The organism is Pseudomonas sp. SJZ078 (assembly GCF_007828255.1).
Classification (GTDB): Bacteria; Pseudomonadota; Gammaproteobacteria; order Pseudomonadales; family Pseudomonadaceae; genus Aquipseudomonas.
Window position 1 is genome coordinate 55,423 of record NZ_VIUG01000022.1, and the last position, 19,217, is coordinate 74,639.

Annotated in this window: 14 protein-coding genes; 9 read left to right on the forward strand and 5 right to left on the reverse strand. The window is 61.3% G+C overall.

Annotation, left to right across the window (positions count from 1 at the left end; genetic code table 11):
- The first annotated feature begins 71 nt into the window (after window positions 1–71).
- Entirely contained in the window at window positions 72–410 is a 339-nt protein-coding gene (locus FBY02_RS18935) for a tryptophan synthase subunit beta (protein ID WP_144929766.1), read from the forward strand.
- Between the two features lie 148 nt (window positions 411–558).
- On the opposite strand, the gene FBY02_RS18940 is transcribed toward FBY02_RS18935, so the two are convergent.
- The 3 genes from FBY02_RS18940 to lapG form a co-directional block, all read right to left on the reverse strand.
- Window positions 559–909 carry a DUF6124 family protein gene (locus FBY02_RS18940; protein WP_144929767.1) on the reverse strand — a complete coding sequence of 117 codons (351 nt, stop codon included), beginning with the start codon at window positions 907–909 and terminating at the stop codon, window positions 559–561.
- 818 nt (window positions 910–1,727) lie between these two features.
- Window positions 1,728–3,674, reverse strand: a complete 1,947-nt coding sequence (lapD, locus tag FBY02_RS18945) for a cyclic di-GMP receptor LapD (RefSeq protein ID WP_144929768.1) — start codon at window positions 3,672–3,674, stop codon at window positions 1,728–1,730.
- A 14-nt stretch (window positions 3,675–3,688) separates the two neighbouring features.
- On the reverse strand, window positions 3,689–4,381 hold the full coding sequence (lapG, locus tag FBY02_RS18950; RefSeq protein ID WP_144929769.1) for a cysteine protease LapG: 693 nt from the start codon (window positions 4,379–4,381) through the stop codon (window positions 3,689–3,691).
- A gap of 194 nt (window positions 4,382–4,575) precedes the next feature.
- Here lapG and FBY02_RS18955 point away from each other — a divergent pair, with 194 nt between their 5' ends.
- From FBY02_RS18955 to FBY02_RS18975, 5 genes are all read left to right on the forward strand, one after another.
- Window positions 4,576–5,265 (forward strand): GntR family transcriptional regulator, encoded by a 690-nt coding sequence (locus FBY02_RS18955; protein ID WP_144929770.1) that lies wholly within the window; start codon window positions 4,576–4,578, stop codon window positions 5,263–5,265.
- A gap of 687 nt (window positions 5,266–5,952) precedes the next feature.
- Window positions 5,953–6,729: a DUF3050 domain-containing protein gene (locus FBY02_RS18960; RefSeq protein ID WP_144929771.1), complete on the forward strand. Its 777-nt coding sequence runs from the start codon at window positions 5,953–5,955 to the stop codon at window positions 6,727–6,729.
- A complete protein-coding gene (locus FBY02_RS18965; RefSeq protein ID WP_144929772.1) occupies window positions 6,726–7,658 on the forward strand; it encodes a diiron oxygenase in 933 nt (310 codons plus the stop codon). The genes FBY02_RS18960 and FBY02_RS18965 overlap by 4 nt, the downstream gene beginning before the upstream one ends.
- A 10-nt stretch (window positions 7,659–7,668) precedes the next feature.
- Window positions 7,669–11,172, forward strand: coding sequence for a non-ribosomal peptide synthetase (locus tag FBY02_RS18970; protein WP_144929773.1), 3,504 nt, complete (start codon window positions 7,669–7,671; stop codon window positions 11,170–11,172).
- A gap of 32 nt (window positions 11,173–11,204) precedes the next feature.
- Complete coding sequence (locus FBY02_RS18975) at window positions 11,205–11,669, forward strand: SRPBCC family protein (protein WP_144929774.1); 465 nt, start codon at window positions 11,205–11,207, stop codon at window positions 11,667–11,669.
- Between the two features lie 107 nt (window positions 11,670–11,776).
- Here the strand turns inward: FBY02_RS18975 and FBY02_RS18980 are convergent, their stop codons facing one another.
- Entirely contained in the window at window positions 11,777–13,657 is a 1,881-nt protein-coding gene (locus FBY02_RS18980) for a methyl-accepting chemotaxis protein (RefSeq protein ID WP_144929775.1), read from the reverse strand.
- Window positions 13,658–13,910: 253 nt separating this feature from the next.
- Between FBY02_RS18980 and FBY02_RS18985 the strand changes: the two genes are divergently transcribed.
- The 3 genes from FBY02_RS18985 to FBY02_RS18995 all read left to right on the forward strand — a co-directional run bounded on the left by FBY02_RS18985 (window position 13,911) and on the right by FBY02_RS18995 (window position 17,993).
- The gene (locus FBY02_RS18985; RefSeq protein WP_144929776.1) at window positions 13,911–14,411 is read left to right on the forward strand and encodes a sigma-70 family RNA polymerase sigma factor; all 501 of its coding nucleotides are present in this window, start codon (window positions 13,911–13,913) and stop codon (window positions 14,409–14,411) included.
- Window positions 14,401–15,402, forward strand: a complete 1,002-nt coding sequence (locus FBY02_RS18990; RefSeq protein ID WP_144929777.1) for a FecR domain-containing protein — start codon at window positions 14,401–14,403, stop codon at window positions 15,400–15,402. The genes FBY02_RS18985 and FBY02_RS18990 overlap by 11 nt, the downstream gene beginning before the upstream one ends.
- A gap of 86 nt (window positions 15,403–15,488) precedes the next feature.
- Window positions 15,489–17,993, forward strand: coding sequence for a TonB-dependent siderophore receptor (locus FBY02_RS18995; RefSeq protein WP_144929778.1), 2,505 nt, complete (start codon window positions 15,489–15,491; stop codon window positions 17,991–17,993).
- 75 nt (window positions 17,994–18,068) lie between these two features.
- Here FBY02_RS18995 and FBY02_RS19000 read toward each other — a convergent pair whose 3' ends face one another.
- Window positions 18,069–19,142 carry a fatty acid desaturase gene (locus tag FBY02_RS19000; protein ID WP_144929779.1) on the reverse strand — a complete coding sequence of 358 codons (1,074 nt, stop codon included), beginning with the start codon at window positions 19,140–19,142 and terminating at the stop codon, window positions 18,069–18,071.
- Window positions 19,143–19,217 lie beyond the last annotated feature (75 nt).

Consider the following 19,217-nt stretch of genomic DNA (forward strand, 5'->3'; position numbering starts at 1 on the left):
AGTGTTCATACTCGCGCACAGTTGGCCTATGCTGCTCGGCATGACGCCGCTTAATCCATGAGGGATGCCCGATGTTTTATGTGCAACGCGATGCACAAGGCCTGCTGGTGCGCGTAGAAGCCATCGCCTATGCCGAAGCCACCGAAACCCTGCCGGCCGACAGCCACGAGATCCAGGACTGGTTCGCCAACCAGGCCGTGGAAAACAGCCTGAAACAACTCAAGCAGAGCGACCTGGAGATGATCCGGGTACTCGACGACCTGATCCAGGTGCTGACCAGCAAAGGCATCATCCGCGTCACCGACCTGCCCCCGGCCGCCCAGGCCAAGCTGATGGACCGCAACCAGGCCCGGGAAGCCCTGGGCGGGCTGAGCCGGTTGATCGATGATGATGAAAAGGGGTTGATCTAGGCGCCTGGACTGACGTCATCGCGAGCAGGCTCGCTCCCACCGTTGATCGGAGTTGACCGCAATATTTCAGGCAACACCCATCCCTTGTGGAAGCGAGCCTGCTCCGGGCGGCGATCCGACGATAGCGATCTCCAAGCCCCCGCCCCCCTCAGCCCGACGCCCGGGCTTCCAGCCGGTCCATCGCTCGCTCCACCAACAGATGCACCCCATCGGCCATCCGACTGATCGCCAGGATCACACTGCGGCGTGAACCGTCGACATCATCCGCCAGATCGGAGGCAATGGCGCTGATGGACAGCAAGTCTTCGGAAGCGTTGGCCAGCAGGGTTTCGGTATCGATGTCCGGGGCGACGACGAAGAGCTGACCGGATGGGGACTCGTCGACGGGTTTGGGCTTGAGGTAATAGTCGAGGGCGCGCTCGGCGGCTTCGTCGAGTTTTTTGGTTTTCGAGGATGTGTCAGAGAAGTTGCCTGGCGGGTTTGGAGTGACCTTGAACATTTTTGGCTTCCTATTCAATAAGAGCCGCCCTGGCTCGCTTGCACGCGATACAAAGGGTGGCAGCTATGTGAGGGTGTGCAAGACCGAGTAGGAAACACCAAAAAACCTCGGCAGACCCGAAGGTCTCCCCACACACAGCCGCCATAAAACACAGGCACGAATGTTCGTTAATGGCTGGTGGCATTATTTGGCTCCTTTTAACCGGACTTGCACGTCCGTGTCACCGTTTTTTCAGTGACAAACCCAGACTAGCCACCCGTCCGGCGCTGGACAAGTTCACCGACTTCGCTACAACTTGAAGGAAATCTCCTAGGACCTGGCTGCCCTCTGCATATCCCAAGGTTGGGTTGTCTGGGCTGGCGCCATCGCGAGCAGGCTCGCTCCCACAGTGGATCGGGGTACGTCCGGAGAGCAGGTTGGCTGTAAGGCCGCCTTCGCGAGCAAGCCCGCTCCCACAGGGGGAAACAAGGTCAGCCGCAAGAAATAGGCCGGCCTTAAGGCCGCCTCGCTTTTGCTTTTGCTTTTGCTTTTGATCTGAAAGCCCCGTTAACCACGACGGCCGAACGCAGGCATTGCGCAGTGGGCAACCCGGCATGGATGCCGGGTTAGCCGCGCTGGGCCATGGATGGCCCTTCGCGGCGGGCCCACGTAGCAATGCCTTCGTTAAGGAACACCTCGCCTTGGCGAGGTGCCGAGTGGTGGGGCAAAGACCTTTGGTTACTTTGGGGCGTTTGCCAAAGTAACCCGCTGTAAGAGCGGAACCGCCAGTGGCCGCTACCGCAGCAACGGATATGTACTCAAACCTAAAACCCCAAACCTCACCCCCAACGCCGCGGCCCCCCCACCAACTGCCCCTGCACCCCAAACAACCCCATCTCCCGAATCACCGCCAACTCCCCCTCGGTCTCCACCCGTTCGGCAATCAACGGCAGGTCGATACTGTGGGCAGCACGCTGGATAGCCTCGATAAACAGACGCTTATCACTCTCCTGATCGATCGCTCGAATATAACTGCCATCGATTTTCAAATAGGCCAACCCCAACCGCGACAAGTTGCCGATCATGCTGAAACGCCCACCAAAACGCTGCAGGCTCAAGGAAAAACCAAGCTCACGCAGACGCCGGGTCAGTTGCTCCAGCACCGCTTGCTCAGGCAATTGTTCCTCACCGATTTCCAGGGTCAGGCGCGACCCGAGATTGGAATGGGCCCGCAGAATCTCAAAAACTTTGTTCAGCGCCTGCGGGTCGGCCAGGGTGGCCGAAGACAGGTTCAGCGCCAGAGCCTCTTCGTGCCCAACCATTTGCTTGAGCACCTGTTCGAGCATCAGGCGGTCCAGCCGCGCCGTCCAGCCGAAGCGCTCCAGCCAAGGCAGGAAACGCCCGGCGGGAATGCTCTGGCCCTGATCGTCGAGCAACCGCGAAAGGACTTTGTAGTGCAGCACCATCTGAGTGTCCTGGGCGGCCACCACCGGCTGGAAATAGAGCTCGAACCGCTGATTGTCCAACGCCCGGTCGAGCAGCGTATGCCAGGCATGATGATCGTCGCCGACACTGGCCGAAGCACTGTGCTCCAGACAGGCCCAGCCCGGCTCGCCCTGGCTTTCGGCCTGGGCCAGGGCCTGGTCGCCAAGCTGCAGCACCGCTTGCGGCGAGTCGCCATGGATGAAAGGCGCCAGCCCGATAGCAGCCACCGACGCCACGTCGGTCGCACCGGTGGCATGCAGGCTCGCCAGTGCGGCTTCGAGATTCTGCGCCAGTTGCAGCGCCTCTTCGCGCACCAGCCCCGGCGCCAGCACCGCGAATTCCCCGCCACGGATACGCGTCACCAGATTCTGGGTTTCCGGGTATCGGGCACACTCGCGTAACAGCTGCTCGCCCACGGCCTTGAGCAATTGGTCGGTGCGCTGCCCACCCAAGCGCTGGTTCAAACCGGCCAGGTCCCGGACCCGCAGCAACAACAGATAGCCGGAACTGGCTTGCTCCGGGTTGCTCACCCGGGCATTGAGCTGCATTTCGAAATAACGACGGTTGGCCAGACCAGTGAGGTTGTCCTGGTAGGACTCGATCCGCAGCTTTTCGCTGCGCTCGGCCTGCTCCTGGAACAACGCCTTGAGCTTCTCGACCATCTGGTTCATCGCCTGCACCACGCGGCGCAGTTCAGGGGTGCGTGGTAGCTCCGGCAAACTCAGGAATTCGCGCCGGGCGATAGCATGGGACTGGCGCACCATGTAATCCAGTGGCTTGAGCTGGCGACGCAGTAGCAAGGCCCCCAACACCGCGCTCACGGCGCCGCATAGCAGCAACCAGCCCAGGCTGCCCAGCGCGCTCTGCCACAGCTTGGCAAGCGCGAACATCGGATGGCTGACCACTTCGACCCGTGCCGCCTGTTCCCAACCACGGCTGACAATCGCATCGCCACCGGCCGGCTCCAGGCCAATGAGCTTGACGAACCACCGTGGCACGCTGCCGGCGTCCGGCGTGCCAGTGCGCTCGACCAGGGTCTTGTCGGTGGCCACGTCGACCACGCGGATGCTGGCGTAGTAACCGCTGTCGAAGATGGAACTGACCATCAGCTCCACCATCGCCGGATCGTCGATATTCGGCGTCAGGGACAACGCCAGCGCCGTGGCCGCGTCCTGGGCGTGGGAGCGCAGCTGGTTGACGTACTGGGCCCGCGAGCTTTCCAGGCTGACCATGAAGCTGCCGCTGAAGGCAACCACCAGGAACAGACAGATAGCGATCAACAGTTGTTTGAACAAAGACATCTGAGCGCATGCTCCTAGTTAGTCGTCTCGACCGGAAAACCTTCGGCCTGCATTTTTTTCAACACATCCTGCCACCGGGACAGGCGCTTGGTATCGCTGACTTTCTTGTTGCCCTTGGTGCCCGGCAGCCACAACCCTTCGGCATTGAAAGAGTAGACCGGCAACAGGTCGGTTCGCTGGCTGGCCGGCTGGATCGCGTCGATCAGGCTGTCGAGCACCAGCGGCATGGCTTCGGGCGTGGCGTAATAGGTGAGCACCATGTGCGCCCGGTTCTGTCGCAACGCCTTGACGTAGGTGATGCGCAGTTTGTCACTGGATACCCCGAGATGCCGCAGGCTGAAGTACTTGGCGATGGCGTAGTCCTCGCAATCTCCGGCCCCCTTCCATAGAGCCTGGATCGGAGTTTCCCAGTAATCGACCTCATGCCACAGGTCAGTGTCTTCCACGTAGCGCACCTGTTTGTTGAAGAACAGGTTCACCACCTTGAGCTGCTCCAACTCCGGCGTCTGCTTCTCGGTCGCCAGCAGGTGCTGCCAGGCATCGATCCGTTGCTGCCCGTCGCCCAACGGTCCGTACAGGGCCTGCGCCCGTCGGCTGATCTGGGCAAAGTCCCAGTCGGCCTGCAGGGCACTGAGCATGAGGCCGGCCAGCAACAATGCCGAACACAACCAGCGCAGGGGCCTGAGGGCAGGAGAAGGTGCAGCCAAGGGAATGCGTCCAGAAAGACCGTTGAGGATGCGTGGGATGGTGAAGGCTGGCCCGGCAAAAGACAATGGCAGGGTGCAATCACTCCAGGCACGCTAAACTTTAGTTCAGGAAGGCCGGCCGCGAGACTTTGACGGCCAGGTAATCTGTCATTAATGTTGGCATGGATCCAATTCGTCATTCAGGGTGCGTGGTCGTGACAAAGAAGCCCAAGCCGTTAAGCACTATCCAGGTCAACGGACCCATACCCGCTGCCCAGGCCCGCTCGATCATCGAGAGCGCCCTGCGCGAAGCCATCCTCGACGGACGCTTGCCCTGCGGCACGGCTCTGCGCCAGCAGGAACTGGCCGACCTGTTCGGCGTGAGTCGCATGCCGGTACGCGAGGCGTTGCGCCAGCTCGAAGCGCAATCGTTGCTCAATGTGGTTCAACACAAAGGCGCCGTGGTCGCCCCACTGATTACCAACAACGCCATCGAAACCTACACGCTGCGCGCGGTGCTTGAAGCGTTCGCCTTGCGCCTGTCGATACCTCTGCTCGATGCCGACGACCTCGCGCTGGCCGCCCATTACATCGAACAGTTGGAAACACAGACCGATCATGCCGAGATCGGCAAGCTCAATCGGTTGTTCCACATGTCGCTTTACCACAAGGCACCCAACAGCAAGTTGTTGGACCTGATCGAACGCGAGCTCAATGAAGAGGAGCGTTTCCTGCGCTTTCACCTGTCGTCCATGGGGCTCGGCAAGCTGACCCAGGATGATCATCGCGCATTGCTCGAGGCCGTGAGCGCCAAGGACACCGATACAGCGGTGGCCCTGCTGGAGCGTCATCTGGAAAAAGCCTGCGTCACTATTCGGCGATACCTGGAACAGCCATCCAACTGATCGTTCGCCGGCGACCTGGCCGGCGTATCACTTTCTTACATATCCTTCCTAGCCGTCTGCCCGCCAGCCTGACGCGGCTTGGCCGTGTCTGCGACCCGCCGCCACATCAGTTCAATGGCACTGCCGTCGATTTGGGCTCACTCTTGCGTTTGTCGATTCAGAAAAAGACCTGAAGAAGTCAGCGCCTGGCGACAAGCCGGGCGAATCGAAGCCACCACGCAAGGAGCGTCGCCCACCGGCGGGAGAATCGAATGTCCGACCGACGTCCCGCCCATAAAACACAAACTTCTTTATTCCCTGCTCCCTGAAGTGCTCCGGGTGAGGCATTCACTCGAACTATTTATTCTGATCGCTATAAATCGGAAGGAGCAACTTCGCCCCAATAAAACTTGCTCAACAAGTTTTACAAGAACTCTTCGCGCCCAATAAAATACAAACTTTAAATAATTAAAAAATCGCTTGCCGACGGATTGTTTCGTGTATTAGTTTTTTCTACGTCGATTTGCTTTCGACGACCTGGAAACTCCACAACCAATTAAAAATAAAGGCATTCATGCCTTGTAATTGAAATAGCAGCAGACACTTGCATGACTTGGGTAATTCATGGATTCCGGTTCAGGCACCCGCTCGCCTTATTAAAGGCCCGGGGCACCCTGACGGACAAACATCATTGATGAGGACGTTCAAATGCAGCCAACAAAAGAACAACTTTTTTTGAAAAAACGTGAACTTGGCCAACACCCTGTTTTTTCCGAAATAACATCAATCGACCTGTTACGCCGCTTTATGGAAAGCCACGTTTTTGCCGTGTGGGATTTCATGTCGCTGACCAAGCGGCTGCAACGGGAACTGACCTGCATCCATCTGCCCTGGCTGCCACCGGCCGATCCGCAAGCGGCACGCCTGATCAATGAAATCGTACTGGGCGAAGAGTCCGACGATCGCCCCGGCGCAGGGTACTGCAGCCATTTCGAACTGTACCTGGACGCCATGCGCGAAGTCGGTGCGGATACCCGGGCGATCGAGCAATTCATTACCTTGCAACAGGAAGGCGTCAGCCCCGAAACCGCCTTGGATAGCGTCGAGGTTGAACCCGCGGCGGCCCGCTTCGTTCGCCAGACCCTGCACACTGCCCTGCATGCCCCAGCCCACAGCGTAGCCGCCGCGTTCGTGCATGGTCGCGAAAGTGTCATCCCGCAGATGTTCCAGCGCATGCTGGACGCCTGGGGCATCGGCCTGGATCAGGCGCCGACGTTCCGGTACTACCTGCAACGGCACATCGAAGTCGACTCCGAAGACCACGGCCCTGCGGCGGAGAAACTGTTGGCCCGCTTGATCGATGGCGACCCGCAGCGCGAAACCGAGGTGCTGTCCGCCGCGCTCGCCGCCGTTCACAGTCGAGCGGCCCTGTGGGATGGCCTGCGCCAGAGCATGGCCCAACCGCTCGCGCAGGTGACGCCATGAACGCCATCCAATACCAGTCCTTCGCCGACGCCTGGGAAAGCCGCGCCACGATCCGTACCCGGCCACGGCGCCGGGTCGAAAATGACGGCAAGCTGATCTTCCCCATGAGCCGCCAGCCCCTGGTGCACAGCCAGACCTTTCTCAGCCATTGTCCGCAACTGCGCGACTACGCGCTGGTGCAGAGCCTCTACAAGTTCATCAACGACGTGGTGATCTTCGAGACCGAACTGGTGGACCACACCGCCCGGCGCATCGCCAAGAATCGCTTCGGCATCGAGTTCCCGTTCGCCTGTCGCTACGACGCGATGACGGTAGTGGTGGACGAGGATTATCACGCGCTGGTGGCGATGGATTTCATGCAACAGACCATCGACATGACCGGCATCGAGCCGATTCCGTTGCCGCCCCAGATCGAACTCAGCCGCGCGATACCGGCGACGCTGGCCCAGGCGCCGGAACATCTGCAAAGCGCCGTGGAGCTTATCTGCATCGCGATCGCCGAGAACACCGTGACCAACGAAGTCGCCGCATTCGCCCGGGACGACTCGGTCAAGGCGTCGATCAAGGGTCTGATGGCCGATCATTTGATGGACGAGGGACGGCACTCGGGTTTCTGGACGCGGCTGGTGCAGATGTACTGGCGCGCAGCCCCCGAAGAAGACCAGCAGGCGATTGCCCGGCTGATGCCTGGCTTCATCGTCCAGTACCTGGCGAGCGATCTGCAGCAGGCCTTCGATTTCGAGCTGATCGCCCATCTGCCCGTCGACGAATCTGTGCGCCAGTCCCTGCGCGAAGAGGCCGGCGCGCTGGCCTACCCCATCAATCGCTTCCATCCACTGGTGGGCAACATCACCCGCTTTTTCCGCAGCAGTTCGATGCTCGCCTCCCCCTGCGTGCGCGATGCCCTGGCCGATTACCTGACCCCATGAGGAGCTGCCGATGAGACGCCTCGAAATTGCAGTGCCTGGCACCAGCCAGGCCATGGCCGAACTGGCCCAGGAACTTGAACTGCACGGCCATGGTGTCGTGACGATTCAATCTCCGGCGGTCGACTTGTTGATCGACGATGGTACGGCGCCGTGCGCCATTGAAGTCCGCTCACGCCTTGAGGTGCGCGTAGCGCTGCGAACGGTGCCCGGCGAAGCATTGCCGCAACCAGTCATTATTTTTCGCGACGGTGCGCAGCGGCTGTTATGCCAGGAGGTGATAGCTCCGCAAAGCGGCAACGGTCAGTCCTTGCGGCTACAGGCCCTGGCGGTGGTAGTTGAGATCGGGGCGCGGCTGGTCAGCCAATTATCCCGGGATGACACCGGCCTCAATCACTGGCCGACGGTACAGGCCGACGCTGCCGAACACCCGTTACAGGGGCTCGATGCGCTGGACACGCTGGCCTTCGAGCATGGCCTCAACCGGCCGCCAGTGCCCTGGCTGCTGGCCGCCGCCGAAGTGCCGGTGATGCACGGCATCGAACAACGCATGCTCGATGATGCGGTGCAACCGGCGCTGTGGGTCGAAGGCCAGCTCACCGACTACAAGACCTTGCGCACCCAGGCGCTGAGGTTGCAGCAGGCAATGCTGGAACGGCTGGGACACGCGCAATCCGTAGGAGCAAGGCTTGCCCGCGATGTCGACACAGCGGTACCCAACCAGACCGAGTCATTCGTCCCGGGCAAGCCTTGCACCCACAAGCCTAGCTCTCAAATGGTGATTGCGGTGTGTCTGTCCAAATCCGCGCCGTTATATGCGGCAATCCTGGCCGTGCTGGGCTGTGGCGCCGTGTACCTGCCACTGGACCCGCAACACCCCGTGCAGCGTCGACGCTTCATCCTGGAAAGCGCCAAGGCCGACCTGCTGCTGCACGATGGCGACAGCGACTTGGGCGATCTGCCCGTGCCCGCGCTGAACATACATAGGCTGCCAGCGCTCAAGCCGGGCATCCCCGTCTCGCTGATCCGCCGCTCGGTGGCCATCGACGAGCCGGCCGTGGCGATCTACACCTCCGGCACCACCGGCCAACCCAAAGGCGTGCTGCTCAGCCATCGCAACCTCAGCCATTTCTGTGCCTGGTACAGCGATTACGTCGGGTTGCAGCGCGACAGCCGGGCGTTGCAGTTCTCCACCATCAACTTCGATGCGTCGCTGCTGGATATCCTCCCGACCTTCCTCCAGGGCGCATTGCTGGTGGTGCCCAGCGAAGACCAGCGCCGCGATCCGCAGCAACTGGTGGCGTTGATTCACGAGCAGCGGGTCAGCCACGCCTTTCTACCGCCGGCGCTACTGAGCGTGTTGCCGCTGGAGGCACCGCTGGGCCTGGCGCACCTGATCACCGGAGGGGATGTCTGTGAGCCGTTCGTGATCGAGCGACTCGCGCCCCAATGCCGCTTCCACAATATCTATGGCCCGACTGAAACCACGGTACTTGCCACCACGCGGCAGTTTGGCGTGGGTGATAACAACCGCAACCTCGGCGTGCCCATCGCCAACGCTCGAGTGCTGATCCTCGATGAACAGCTGCAACCGGTGCCCCAAGGCGTACCCGGTGAGCTCTACATCGCCGGGCCGGGCGTCGGCCTGGGGTATCTGCACGACCCGACACTGACGGCCACGCGGTATCTCGACCTGACCCTGCCAGACGGGCAAAGGCTGCAGGTCTATCGCACCGGCGACATCGGCCAGTGGAGCGACAACGGCATCGAACTGTGCGGCCGGCGCGACAACCAGGTGAAGATCCGGGGTTTTCGGGTCGAACCCGAGGAAATCGAACATTGCCTGCGCGAGTGCCAATTGTTCCGCCAGGTGGCGGTGGGTGTGGACGAGCGCCGAAGGATCCTGGCGTTCCTGGTCCATCCCCGGGAAGACCAGCCCGGCGCCGCCCTTCAGGCGCTGCGCGAGCATGTGCAGGACACGTTGCCCAGCTACATGCACCCGGGCGCCTATATCGAACTGCCCAGCCTGCCCTACACCAGCAACGGCAAGGTCGATCGCCGCGCCTTGCTCACCCTGTCGGTGCAGGTCCAGGCCGGCGGCCAACGACGCCAGCCGCAGAACCCGCTGGAAACCCAGTTGCAGCAATTGTGGGCCGAGCTGCTGGAGCTGCCGGCCGAAGACATTGCCACGGACGAAAGTTTCTTCAACCTGGGCGGGCATTCGATCCTGCTGTCGCAATTGCTGCTGAGCATTCGCCAGACCTTCGGCCGCAGCCTGTCGATCAATCGCTTCATCGAGGCGCCGACGCTGATGACCTTGGCGAAGCTGCTCGACGGTCCCGAACAAAGCGACACATCGGTGCTCAGTCCCCAGGCCTTCATCGATGCCGAAGCCGAACTCAACATCGAACCGCTGCCCATCAGCCAATGCGGTGATGTGCACAAAGTGGTGGTAACCGGGGCCAACAGCTTTCTCGGCGTACACATTGTCGAGGCGCTGCTGGCCTGGGGCGCCACCGAAGTGGCCTGCCTGGTGCGCGCGTCCGCCGGACAGAGCGCGGCAGAACGCTTTTCCCAGGCCCTGCGGGACAATCGCCTGACGCATCTGGATCTGAGCCGGGTCAGCGTCTATGCCGCCGACATCACCCAACCGCAATTGGGTTTACCGGACGATGTCTACACCCGTATCGACCGGACCTTTGGCGCCCTGGTGCACAACGCCGCCCACGTCAATCACGTGCTCGACTACGAGTCCCTGGCGCGGGACAACGTGGAGCCGATCTTCGAATGCCTTCGCCTGTGTGAAGGGCGCAGCAAGAAGATCTTCAATTTCGTCTCCACATTGTCGGCCTCCAGTGCCTTGGACGCCGACGGCCAGGTCCTGGAACAGCCCGCCGCACCGACGCCACCGATCTACATCAAGAACGGCTACAACCTGTCCAAATGGGTCGGCGAACGGATCCTGCAACGGGCACGGGACCGCGGGGTATGGGTTAACCTGTTCCGCCCGGGCAACATCAGCTTCAACAGCCTGACCGGGGTCTGCCAGCCCCATAAGAATCGCTTGATGCTGATGCTCAAGGGCTCGATCCAACTGGGCCAGGTGCCGGATCTGTCGCTCAACTTCGATCTGATGCCGGTGGACTTCCTGGCCCGCTTCATCGCCTTTCACGCCAGCCGCTACCAGCCCACACAAGCGGTGTTCAACCTGCACAACCCCGAGCCTTTGAGCTGGGACGCCTACGTAGCGTCGTTCCGCGACAGCGGCCGGGAGTTTTCCCTGGTCAGCGTCGCGGACTGGCAACGGCAACTGGGCCGGGTCGATGCCGACAACGCGCTGTTCGGTGTGCTGGGGTTCTACCTCAACGGCTTTGAGGAAGACATCGGCGACATTTCGATGATCCGCCACGACAACGCCCGGACCGGGGTGCGGCAGATGGGTGCCCGCTACCCGGAAAAATCCCCGGCCCTACTGCGGCGCGGCGCCGACTACCTCAAAGCCATCGACTTCATCTGAAGCCATCCAACCCAAAAGCAAGGAGCAAGACCATGAATGCATTTCAACCCGACACCCTGATCAGGAATCCTCAAGCCTGCCACGTCGAAACCTCAGTGGAGGTCGCGGCCGACGCGGCCAAGGTCTGGGAATTGGTGGGCGACTTTGGCGGTTTCAACCGTTTCATTCCGGCGCTTGCGCGTATCGAAATGACCGGCGAGGGGGTGAGGTCCCTGCGCAAGAAGTTCTTTGTCGATGGGCAGAACCTGGTGGTGGAACAGCTCAACAGCCGTGACGACCAGGCCATGCACATGACCTGGACGCTGATCTACAACACCCTGGGCATCGACAACCTGTGGGCCGCGATGCGCGTCGAGCCCTTGGCGAATAACCGCTGCCGCGCCACCTGGACCATCATCGCCGACCACACCGATGCCCATTCGCCGTCGGGGTTCAGGGATTTCCTGCAAGGCTTTGCCGATGAGGCCATGGGGAATGTGCAGAAAATGTTCGCCTAGGTAGTCCCCTTGTGGGAGCGGGCTTGCTCGCGAAGGCGGTGTGTCAGCCAACAAGTGATTTGCTGATACTCCGCTTTCGCGAGCAAGCCCGCTCCCACAATACTGGATCAGATCTTGAAGCTGTCCACCAGTTGCTTCAGCCGATTGGCCTGTTGGGACAAGGCATCGCAGTCCTTCAGGGTTTCATTGAGGTTGGCCACGCTTTGCTGATTCAGCAGGTTGATGTGGCTGACATCCATGTTGAGGGTTTCCACCACGGCGCTCTGTTCTTCGGTCGCGGCGGCCACCGACTGGTTCATGCCATCGATTTCACCGATCCGCTGCGTCACGCTGACCAGCCGCAGGCCGGCCTGGTTGGCCACTTCCACGCTTTCTTCGCTGGACATCTGGCTGGCGTTCATCGTCATCACCGCTTCACGGGAGCCGACCTGAAGCGAGGTGATCATCTTGTGGATTTCTTCCGCCGACTCCTGGGTGCGGTGCGCCAGGTTGCGCACTTCATCGGCCACCACCGCGAAACCACGTCCGGCTTCACCGGCGCGCGCCGCTTCGATGGCGGCGTTCAAGGCCAGCAGATTGGTCTGCTGGGAAATGCCCTTGATCACGTCCAGGATGTGCCCGATGTTGTCGGTGCTGGCGTTCAGGGTTTCGATCTGGGTGCACGAAAGGCTGATTTTCTGCGACAGCTCCGTCATGGCCTGGATGGTTTTTTCAACTACCTGACGACCGTCGTCGGCCTGTTCGCTGGCACCGCTGGCCTGTTGCGAGGCGTCGGCGGCATTGCGGGCGATTTCCTGGGTCGCGGCACCCAGCTGGTTGATGGCTGCCGCCACGCTATTGGTGCGGGCGCTCTGTTCATCCGAACCGACGAGAGAGGCGTTGGACGACGTCATCACGCGCTGCGACAGGTCATGCACCTGGCGGGTGGCGGACGACACTTCGGAAATCGAGGCGTGGATCCGCTCCACGAACTGGTTGAACGAGCCACCCAACACCGCGAACTCATCCTTGCCTTGCACGACCAGACGCCGGGTCAGGTCGCCTTCGCCCTGGGCAATGTCCTGCATGGCACGGCCCATGGTGGTCAGCGGACGCATCAATACCTGAATCAACAGGCTCAGCAGCAACGCGATGGCCGCGACCGCGACAAACATCGCAATCAGCGCGGATGTACGGAACTGGCTCAGCGGCGCATAGGCCTTGGCCTTGTCGATCGACAGGCCGATGTACCACTCGGCGCCCGGCAGGCCGGTCACCGGAGTGAACGAAAGGATACGATCCTGCCCGTTCAGCTCGACGTCCTGGATACCTTTGCCGATGCGCACAGGCGTACCGGGGTAGATGTCCTTGAGGTTCTTCATCACCTGGTCCTTGTCCGGGCTGACGATCACCTGACCGTCACCACTGACCAGGAAAGCATGGCCGATGCCACCGAAGTCCACCGAGTTGATGATTTTAACCAGGGTATCCAGGCTGAGATCGCCGCCCACCACACCCAGCAATTCACCGCTCTTCTTCACCGGCAGGGCAATGGTCACCACCAGCCCACCGACGGCGGCCGAATAAGGTGGGGTCAGCATGGTCTTGTCGGCGCTCACCGCCTGTTTGTACCAAGGGCGCTGACGCGGGTCGTAGCCGTCGGGCATTTTTGCGTCAGGACGCTGGGTGAATACCCCGTTGGCCTGGCCTACGTAAGTGAACTGGAAATTCGACGTCAGCGCCGGCTGGTCGACCAACCCCGCCAGATCGGCGTTAGCACCCTGGTGCGCAATGTTCTGCGCCAGGTTTTCCAGCACCAGCACGCGCCCGCTCATCCAGTTCTGCACGCTGCTGGCCGTCAGGTCACCGGATTGCTCGATGGAAGATTCGAGGCTGCGGCCGATGGTGTTGCGTTGCAGATAATCGTTGTAGAGGGTGAACAGGGCAAACGCCAGAACCACCACACCAGAGGCGGCCAGAAGGATTTTATGACTGAATTTCAAATTCATCGATGAGGCTTCTTATGCAGGGAGTGGGGGTGCGTTCCGGTTGCACGATCCATGTAACAGCGCGGGCAGGACGTGTGGCCTGCTCCACTTTGGTGCACACATATCAAGCTGTCGGCCAAAGGCTGGAAAAAATTAGCGTTTAGAAGAAATGGGCGACGGAAGGCCCCGGCGGGGTGAACGGTGGTTGCAAATTCACCAGCCCATGATGACAATGCGACACATTATCATTTGCAACGTCAGGCCCGTCGCGTTCATGTCATCTTCCGAGTTTGCAGTACAGGCGCTCTACAGCAATCATCACGGCTGGCTCAATACATGGCTGCGCAGCCGATTGGGCAATGCTGCCGATGCGGCGGACCTGGCCCACGACACGTTCGTCCGCCTGTTGCAACGCAGCGAGCGCCTGGAACTCAAGGCTCCGCGGGCATTCCTGCGCACCATCGCCCAGGGCCTGGTGATCGACCACTGGCGGCGGGAAGAAATCGAGCGCGCCTACCTCGAAACCATCGCCCACCTGCCACAAGCCGAAACCCCGGGTGCCGAAGCCCAAGCCTTGATCCTGGAACTGCTGGAAGCCATTGCGCGGATGCTCGAAGGCCTCAAGCCGAAAGTACGCCGGGCCTTTGTGCTGGCCCAGTGCGAGGGCCTGACCTACAAGCAGATCGCCGAACAGATGGGTATCTCGTTGCGCTCGGTGGAGCGTCATGTGGCCGATGCGCTATACCACTGCTATGTGTTGCGCTATGAAAGCTGAGCCGCTGGATAACACCCGGATCCACCGCAGCGGCCCGCCGCAGCAGGTCGTCAGGCAAGCGATCAATTGGTTGCTGCGCCTGCGCGACCACGCTTGCGATCCCGCCCTGCGCCGACAGTGTGACGCCTGGCGCGCTACCGACCCGGCCCACGAACTGGCCTGGCAACGGGTGCAATCGCTGCACAGCGAACTGACCGCGAACCTACGGGCAGTGCCCGGCGTTCATACGGCCCTCGATACCTTGGAAAACAGTGCCAAGGGCCTTGCTCGTCGCCAGGCACTGAAGCTGCTGTCGGGCCTCGTGCTGGTGGGTGGCGCAGCATGGCTGGGGAAAAATTCGCAATGGCAACCGTGGAGCGCCGACTTCGCCACCGCCACGGGTGAACGACGCGGCTTCCAACTGCCGGACGGTACCCGACTTGAACTCAACACCCACAGTGCCGCCAACGTGGACTTCAACGCCGACCATCGCCGGGTGACCCTGCTGCGCGGTGAAATCATGCTCACCTGCAACCGCGATACCGCACACCCGTTGCGAGTACAAAGCCGCCACGGCCTGTTCGAAAGCGTCGAAGGGCGCTTCGTCGTGCGCCAGGACAGCGATTGCACGCGCTTGAGCGTCACCCACGGCACGGTGGCGATCCGCTCCCATCCCAGCGCCAGCGGCGCGCCCATGCAGGTGAGTGCCGGGCAAAGCTACGTGATCACCCCGTCGTCCGCGACGCTGGCGCCATCGCCGGATATGGACGCCGGCGCCTGGACGGATGGGTTGATTGTCACACGCAACATGCGCCTGGAGGACTTCCTCAACGAGGTAGGCCGCTACCGCCCGGGTTATCTGAAATGCACGGCGGCCATTGCCGATCTGCGCCTGTCGGGGGTATTTCGCCTGGAGGACACCGACAAGCTGCTGGCTGTTTTGCCCCGCACGCTCGCGGTGCAGATACGCTACCGAACCCGGTGGTGGGTCACGGTGGAGCGCCGGGTCTGATTTTTTTTTGGCGGGTTTCCGGCCGGTGTCCGGCTAGGACAGTAAGCAACGCTTATCTGCCTTCAGCGACTCCAATGGAACCTACAATGACTGAGCGCTCACTTCACCGTAATGCCCTCGCCCGCTCTTCACAACCGGGCCTGTTGCACCAGACCGTCCACGCCGCGCTGTTCTCCACTGTACTGGGTATCGGCGTCCTGCCGCTGCTGACGGTCGCTGCCGACAATGGCGTGACAACCAGCCATCAGCGCTACAACATCGCTCCAGGCCCGTTGAACGAGGTATTGAATCAATTCGCCCGCCAGGCAGGCATCACCCTGGCCAGCACGCCGGCACAGACCAACGGTGTTCAATCCCCCGGACTCAAGGGGGACTACTCGCCCGACCAGGCCCTGAGCCATCTGCTCAGCGGATCGGGGCTGGTCGCCGTCAGCCAGGATGGCAGCAGCTACGTGCTGCAAGCCGCCCCCGCCGACAACACCCTGGAACTGCCGACCACGGACATCCGGGGTTTTGCGTTGGGCAATGCCTTGGGCAGCATGGAGGGCTACAATGCCACCCATAGCCAGGTCGCCACCAAGACCAGCACCGCACTGCGGGAAACCTCGCAGAGCGTGTCCGTGGTCACCCGAGAACAGATGGATGACCAGGGTGCGCAAACCGTGTCCCAGGCCATGCGTTATACCCCCGGCGTGCTGACCAACCCCTACGGCGCGACCCACCGTTACGACTACGTGGCCATGCGCGGTTTCAACGACGGTTCGGTGGACAACATCTACCTGGACGGCCTCAAGTCCATGGGGGACAGCGGGACCTACAGCTCCATGCAGGTCGACCCCTATTTCCTGGAGCGGGTCGATATCCTCAAGGGACCGTCCTCGGTGCTCTATGGCCGCAGCTCCCCAGGAGGCCTGGTGGCACTCACCAGCAAGAAACCCTTGTACGAGGCCTACCGCCAGGTCCAGGCCACGGTCGGCACCCAGGGCCAGCGCTGCATGGGCTTCGATTTCACCGGCCCGGTGGATGACGAACAACGCCTCACCTATCGCCTGATCGGCCTGGCGGACACCTCCGACACCCAGTTCGACCACAACAAGGAAAAGCGCTTCGCCCTGGCGCCCACGGTGAATATCGACTTCAGCGAAGACACCTCGCTGACGCTCCAGGCCTACCTGCAGCATGACCCCGATGGCGGCTACCACGGTGGCATGCCGGCCGATGGCGCCTTGCACCCGCGCAACGGCCGGCGGATTTCCGAACACTTCTTCGAAGGCGAGCCTGGCATCGACCGCTATGAACGTGACCAGCAGTCGTTCGGCTACCAGTTCGAACATCGCTTCAACGACATGTTCACGGCCCGGCAGAACTTCCGCTATCTGAATTCGGAGGTCAAGAACGACCAGGTCTACGCCTTCGGCTGGACCACGCCCACCAGCAATGAACTGAACCGCTACTACACCGGCGCCGAAGAAAAACTCCACTCCTTCATTGTCGATAACATGCTGCAAGCCGAGTTCTTGACCGGTGCGATGAAGCACACCCTGCTGATGGGCGCCGACTACCAGCGACGCAAGACCGTGGTCGATTGGACCAGCGGCAGCCTGGCCCCGATCAATGCCTTCGACCCGAGCTACGGCAACACCGCCATTACCTACTTCAGCCCCACCAGCTACCTGCGGCGCCTGGAGCAGACCGGCGTCTACCTGCAGGATCTGATCGAGCTGGACCATTGGCGCTTCTCCCTGGGGCTGCGCCAGGATTGGGTCGAGACCTCCGATGAAAACCGCATTGCCGAATCCGGCCGCCCGCAAGGCACCGAGATCAACGAAAAGCGCACCAAGCTCACCGGCCGCGCCGGCGCGCTGTACCTGTTTGACAACGGCCTGGCGCCGTACATCAGCTATTCCGAGTCGTTCAACCCCAACTCCTATGCCGACAGCGCCGGCAACCCGCTGCCGCCCACCGACGGCAAGCAGTGGGAACTGGGCTTGAAATACCAGCCGCCGGGCACCGACGACCTGTACACGGCCTCGCTGTTCCGCATCGACCAGGAGAACCTGGCGACAAAACTGCCCCAGGAAAATTTCTACCGCGCCATCGGAGCCGTACGCTCCCAGGGCCTGGAGCTGGAAGCGCACCTGCAACTGACCGAGCAGCTCAAGATGCTGGGCAGCTACACCTTTACCGACATCGAATATTCGAAATCGATGATCAGCACCCTCAGCAGCGCCACCGACATCATCGAAAACAAGGGCAACTCGCCGACCCAGGCCCCACGCCACATGGCGTCGCTCTGGGCTGACTACCGCTTCGACAGCGGCGCGCTCGATGGCCTGCGCCTGGGTGGTGGCGTGCGCTACGTCGGCTACAGCTGGGCCGACGCGGAGAACACCATGAAGGTGCCGGCCTATACGCTGTTCGATGCTTCGGTGGGGTATGACCTGGGCAAGGTCGGATTAAAAGGCGTGGACGTTCGCTTGAACGCGAACAACCTGACGAACGAAAGCTACATCGCCTCATGCGCCAGCCTGAGCTTCTGCTACCTGGGCGAAGAGCGCAACGTGGCGGCTACCGTGAGCTATCAGTTCTAGTCATAACCCATTCCTGTGGCGAGGGAGCTTGTTCCCCCGCCACAGGTTTCGCCGCTGTTCTTCGCACGGACCGCCTCAAGCTCGGACCGTATCTCCACCTTCCCTGGCGACGCTCTCCTGACGCACGAACCGGTTCGCCCGGCCAAAGGTGCCGAAGTCATTGAACCGTACCCCCATCTCACGCATTACCTCGTGTGCCACCGGCACCGTCAGTTGACGGATATAGAACGGTTCCTTCACCACAAAATGATGGATGCCGTGACTGCTGCCGAAGTTGAAGCAGAACGCCTGCAACGGCCACAGCCACCACGGGTTGAGTACCTGGGTTTGCTGGATGACATTGCCCGGTTCGACGTCGCCGTAGTAATGCATGTTGGAACTGATGAAGTGCAGGCAAAAGGTGCGCAACACGTTCGGGCCGATGATCACCACCGCCGCGATATTGATCACGTGCATCATCACCAGGGTGTCCGCCGACCAGTCAATCGAGGTACCGAACAGGCCGGCAAGGCCATTGGCTCCGTGGAAACCGAGAAACATGTACCAGGCTCCCCAGTGCAGCAACGCCAGCGGGAAATACACTTTCAGCGTGCGTTTGAGGATGCTGCGCCTGTGCGCCCAGGTCCTGGCCCGCAACAGACGGATGAGCGCCGACATGACGTTGTCACCGACCATCAGCAACCGCAGCGGCCCCCAGGGTTCGCCGTTGGTGATGGCCCGTTCTTCCAGGTCGGCCTCGGTGCCGGACATCTTGTGGTGATTAAGGTGCAGGTGACGGCGGATCCACGGATTGATGGTGCTCGGCCGCGCCAGCCACACCAGCCCCATCATCAGGTTGTGGGGCAAGCGTTGCTTGCGGAAATACATGCTGTGGATCAGGTCGTGTTCCAACTCATGGGTCAGCGAGGCGAAAAAGGCATTGAGCAGCAGGCATGCCCAGCCGGCCAGGTGTCCATTGATATAGAGCAGCGCCGATCCGATCATCCCCGCCAGGGCAAACGCCAGAATGCCTGCACCCAAGGCATCCTGATGGAGCAGGATCGGGTAGCGTCGGCGCAATGCTTCGCCTCGGGCCAATACCACTTGGCGAATATGGGCGGATCGCTGTTGTGCATTCAGTCGTTCGGGACTTGCGCTACGGCCATGCATGGCTTAAATCCTCTGTTAGAGATGTGCTCATCCTGACCAGCGTTGCTGCGCAGGGTGATAGCCGTAGACGCCAAC

What these genes read in the sequence shown, in the direction of transcription:
- FBY02_RS18935 (WP_144929766.1), top strand. Translation starts at nt 72, where the DNA reads ATGTTTTATGTGCAACGCGATGCACAAGGCCTGCTGGTGCGCGTAGAA.
- FBY02_RS18940 (WP_144929767.1), bottom strand. Translation starts at nt 909, where the DNA reads ATGTTCAAGGTCACTCCAAACCCGCCAGGCAACTTCTCTGACACATCC.
- lapD (WP_144929768.1), bottom strand. Translation starts at nt 3,674, where the DNA reads ATGTCTTTGTTCAAACAACTGTTGATCGCTATCTGTCTGTTCCTGGTG.
- FBY02_RS18960 (WP_144929771.1), top strand. Translation starts at nt 5,953, where the DNA reads ATGCAGCCAACAAAAGAACAACTTTTTTTGAAAAAACGTGAACTTGGC.
- FBY02_RS18965 (WP_144929772.1), top strand. Translation starts at nt 6,726, where the DNA reads ATGAACGCCATCCAATACCAGTCCTTCGCCGACGCCTGGGAAAGCCGC.
- FBY02_RS18970 (WP_144929773.1), top strand. Translation starts at nt 7,669, where the DNA reads ATGAGACGCCTCGAAATTGCAGTGCCTGGCACCAGCCAGGCCATGGCC.
- FBY02_RS18975 (WP_144929774.1), top strand. Translation starts at nt 11,205, where the DNA reads ATGAATGCATTTCAACCCGACACCCTGATCAGGAATCCTCAAGCCTGC.
- FBY02_RS18980 (WP_144929775.1), bottom strand. Translation starts at nt 13,657, where the DNA reads ATGAATTTGAAATTCAGTCATAAAATCCTTCTGGCCGCCTCTGGTGTG.
- FBY02_RS18985 (WP_144929776.1), top strand. Translation starts at nt 13,911, where the DNA reads ATGTCATCTTCCGAGTTTGCAGTACAGGCGCTCTACAGCAATCATCAC.
- FBY02_RS18990 (WP_144929777.1), top strand. Translation starts at nt 14,401, where the DNA reads ATGAAAGCTGAGCCGCTGGATAACACCCGGATCCACCGCAGCGGCCCG.
- FBY02_RS18995 (WP_144929778.1), top strand. Translation starts at nt 15,489, where the DNA reads ATGACTGAGCGCTCACTTCACCGTAATGCCCTCGCCCGCTCTTCACAA.
- FBY02_RS19000 (WP_144929779.1), bottom strand. Translation starts at nt 19,142, where the DNA reads ATGCATGGCCGTAGCGCAAGTCCCGAACGACTGAATGCACAACAGCGA.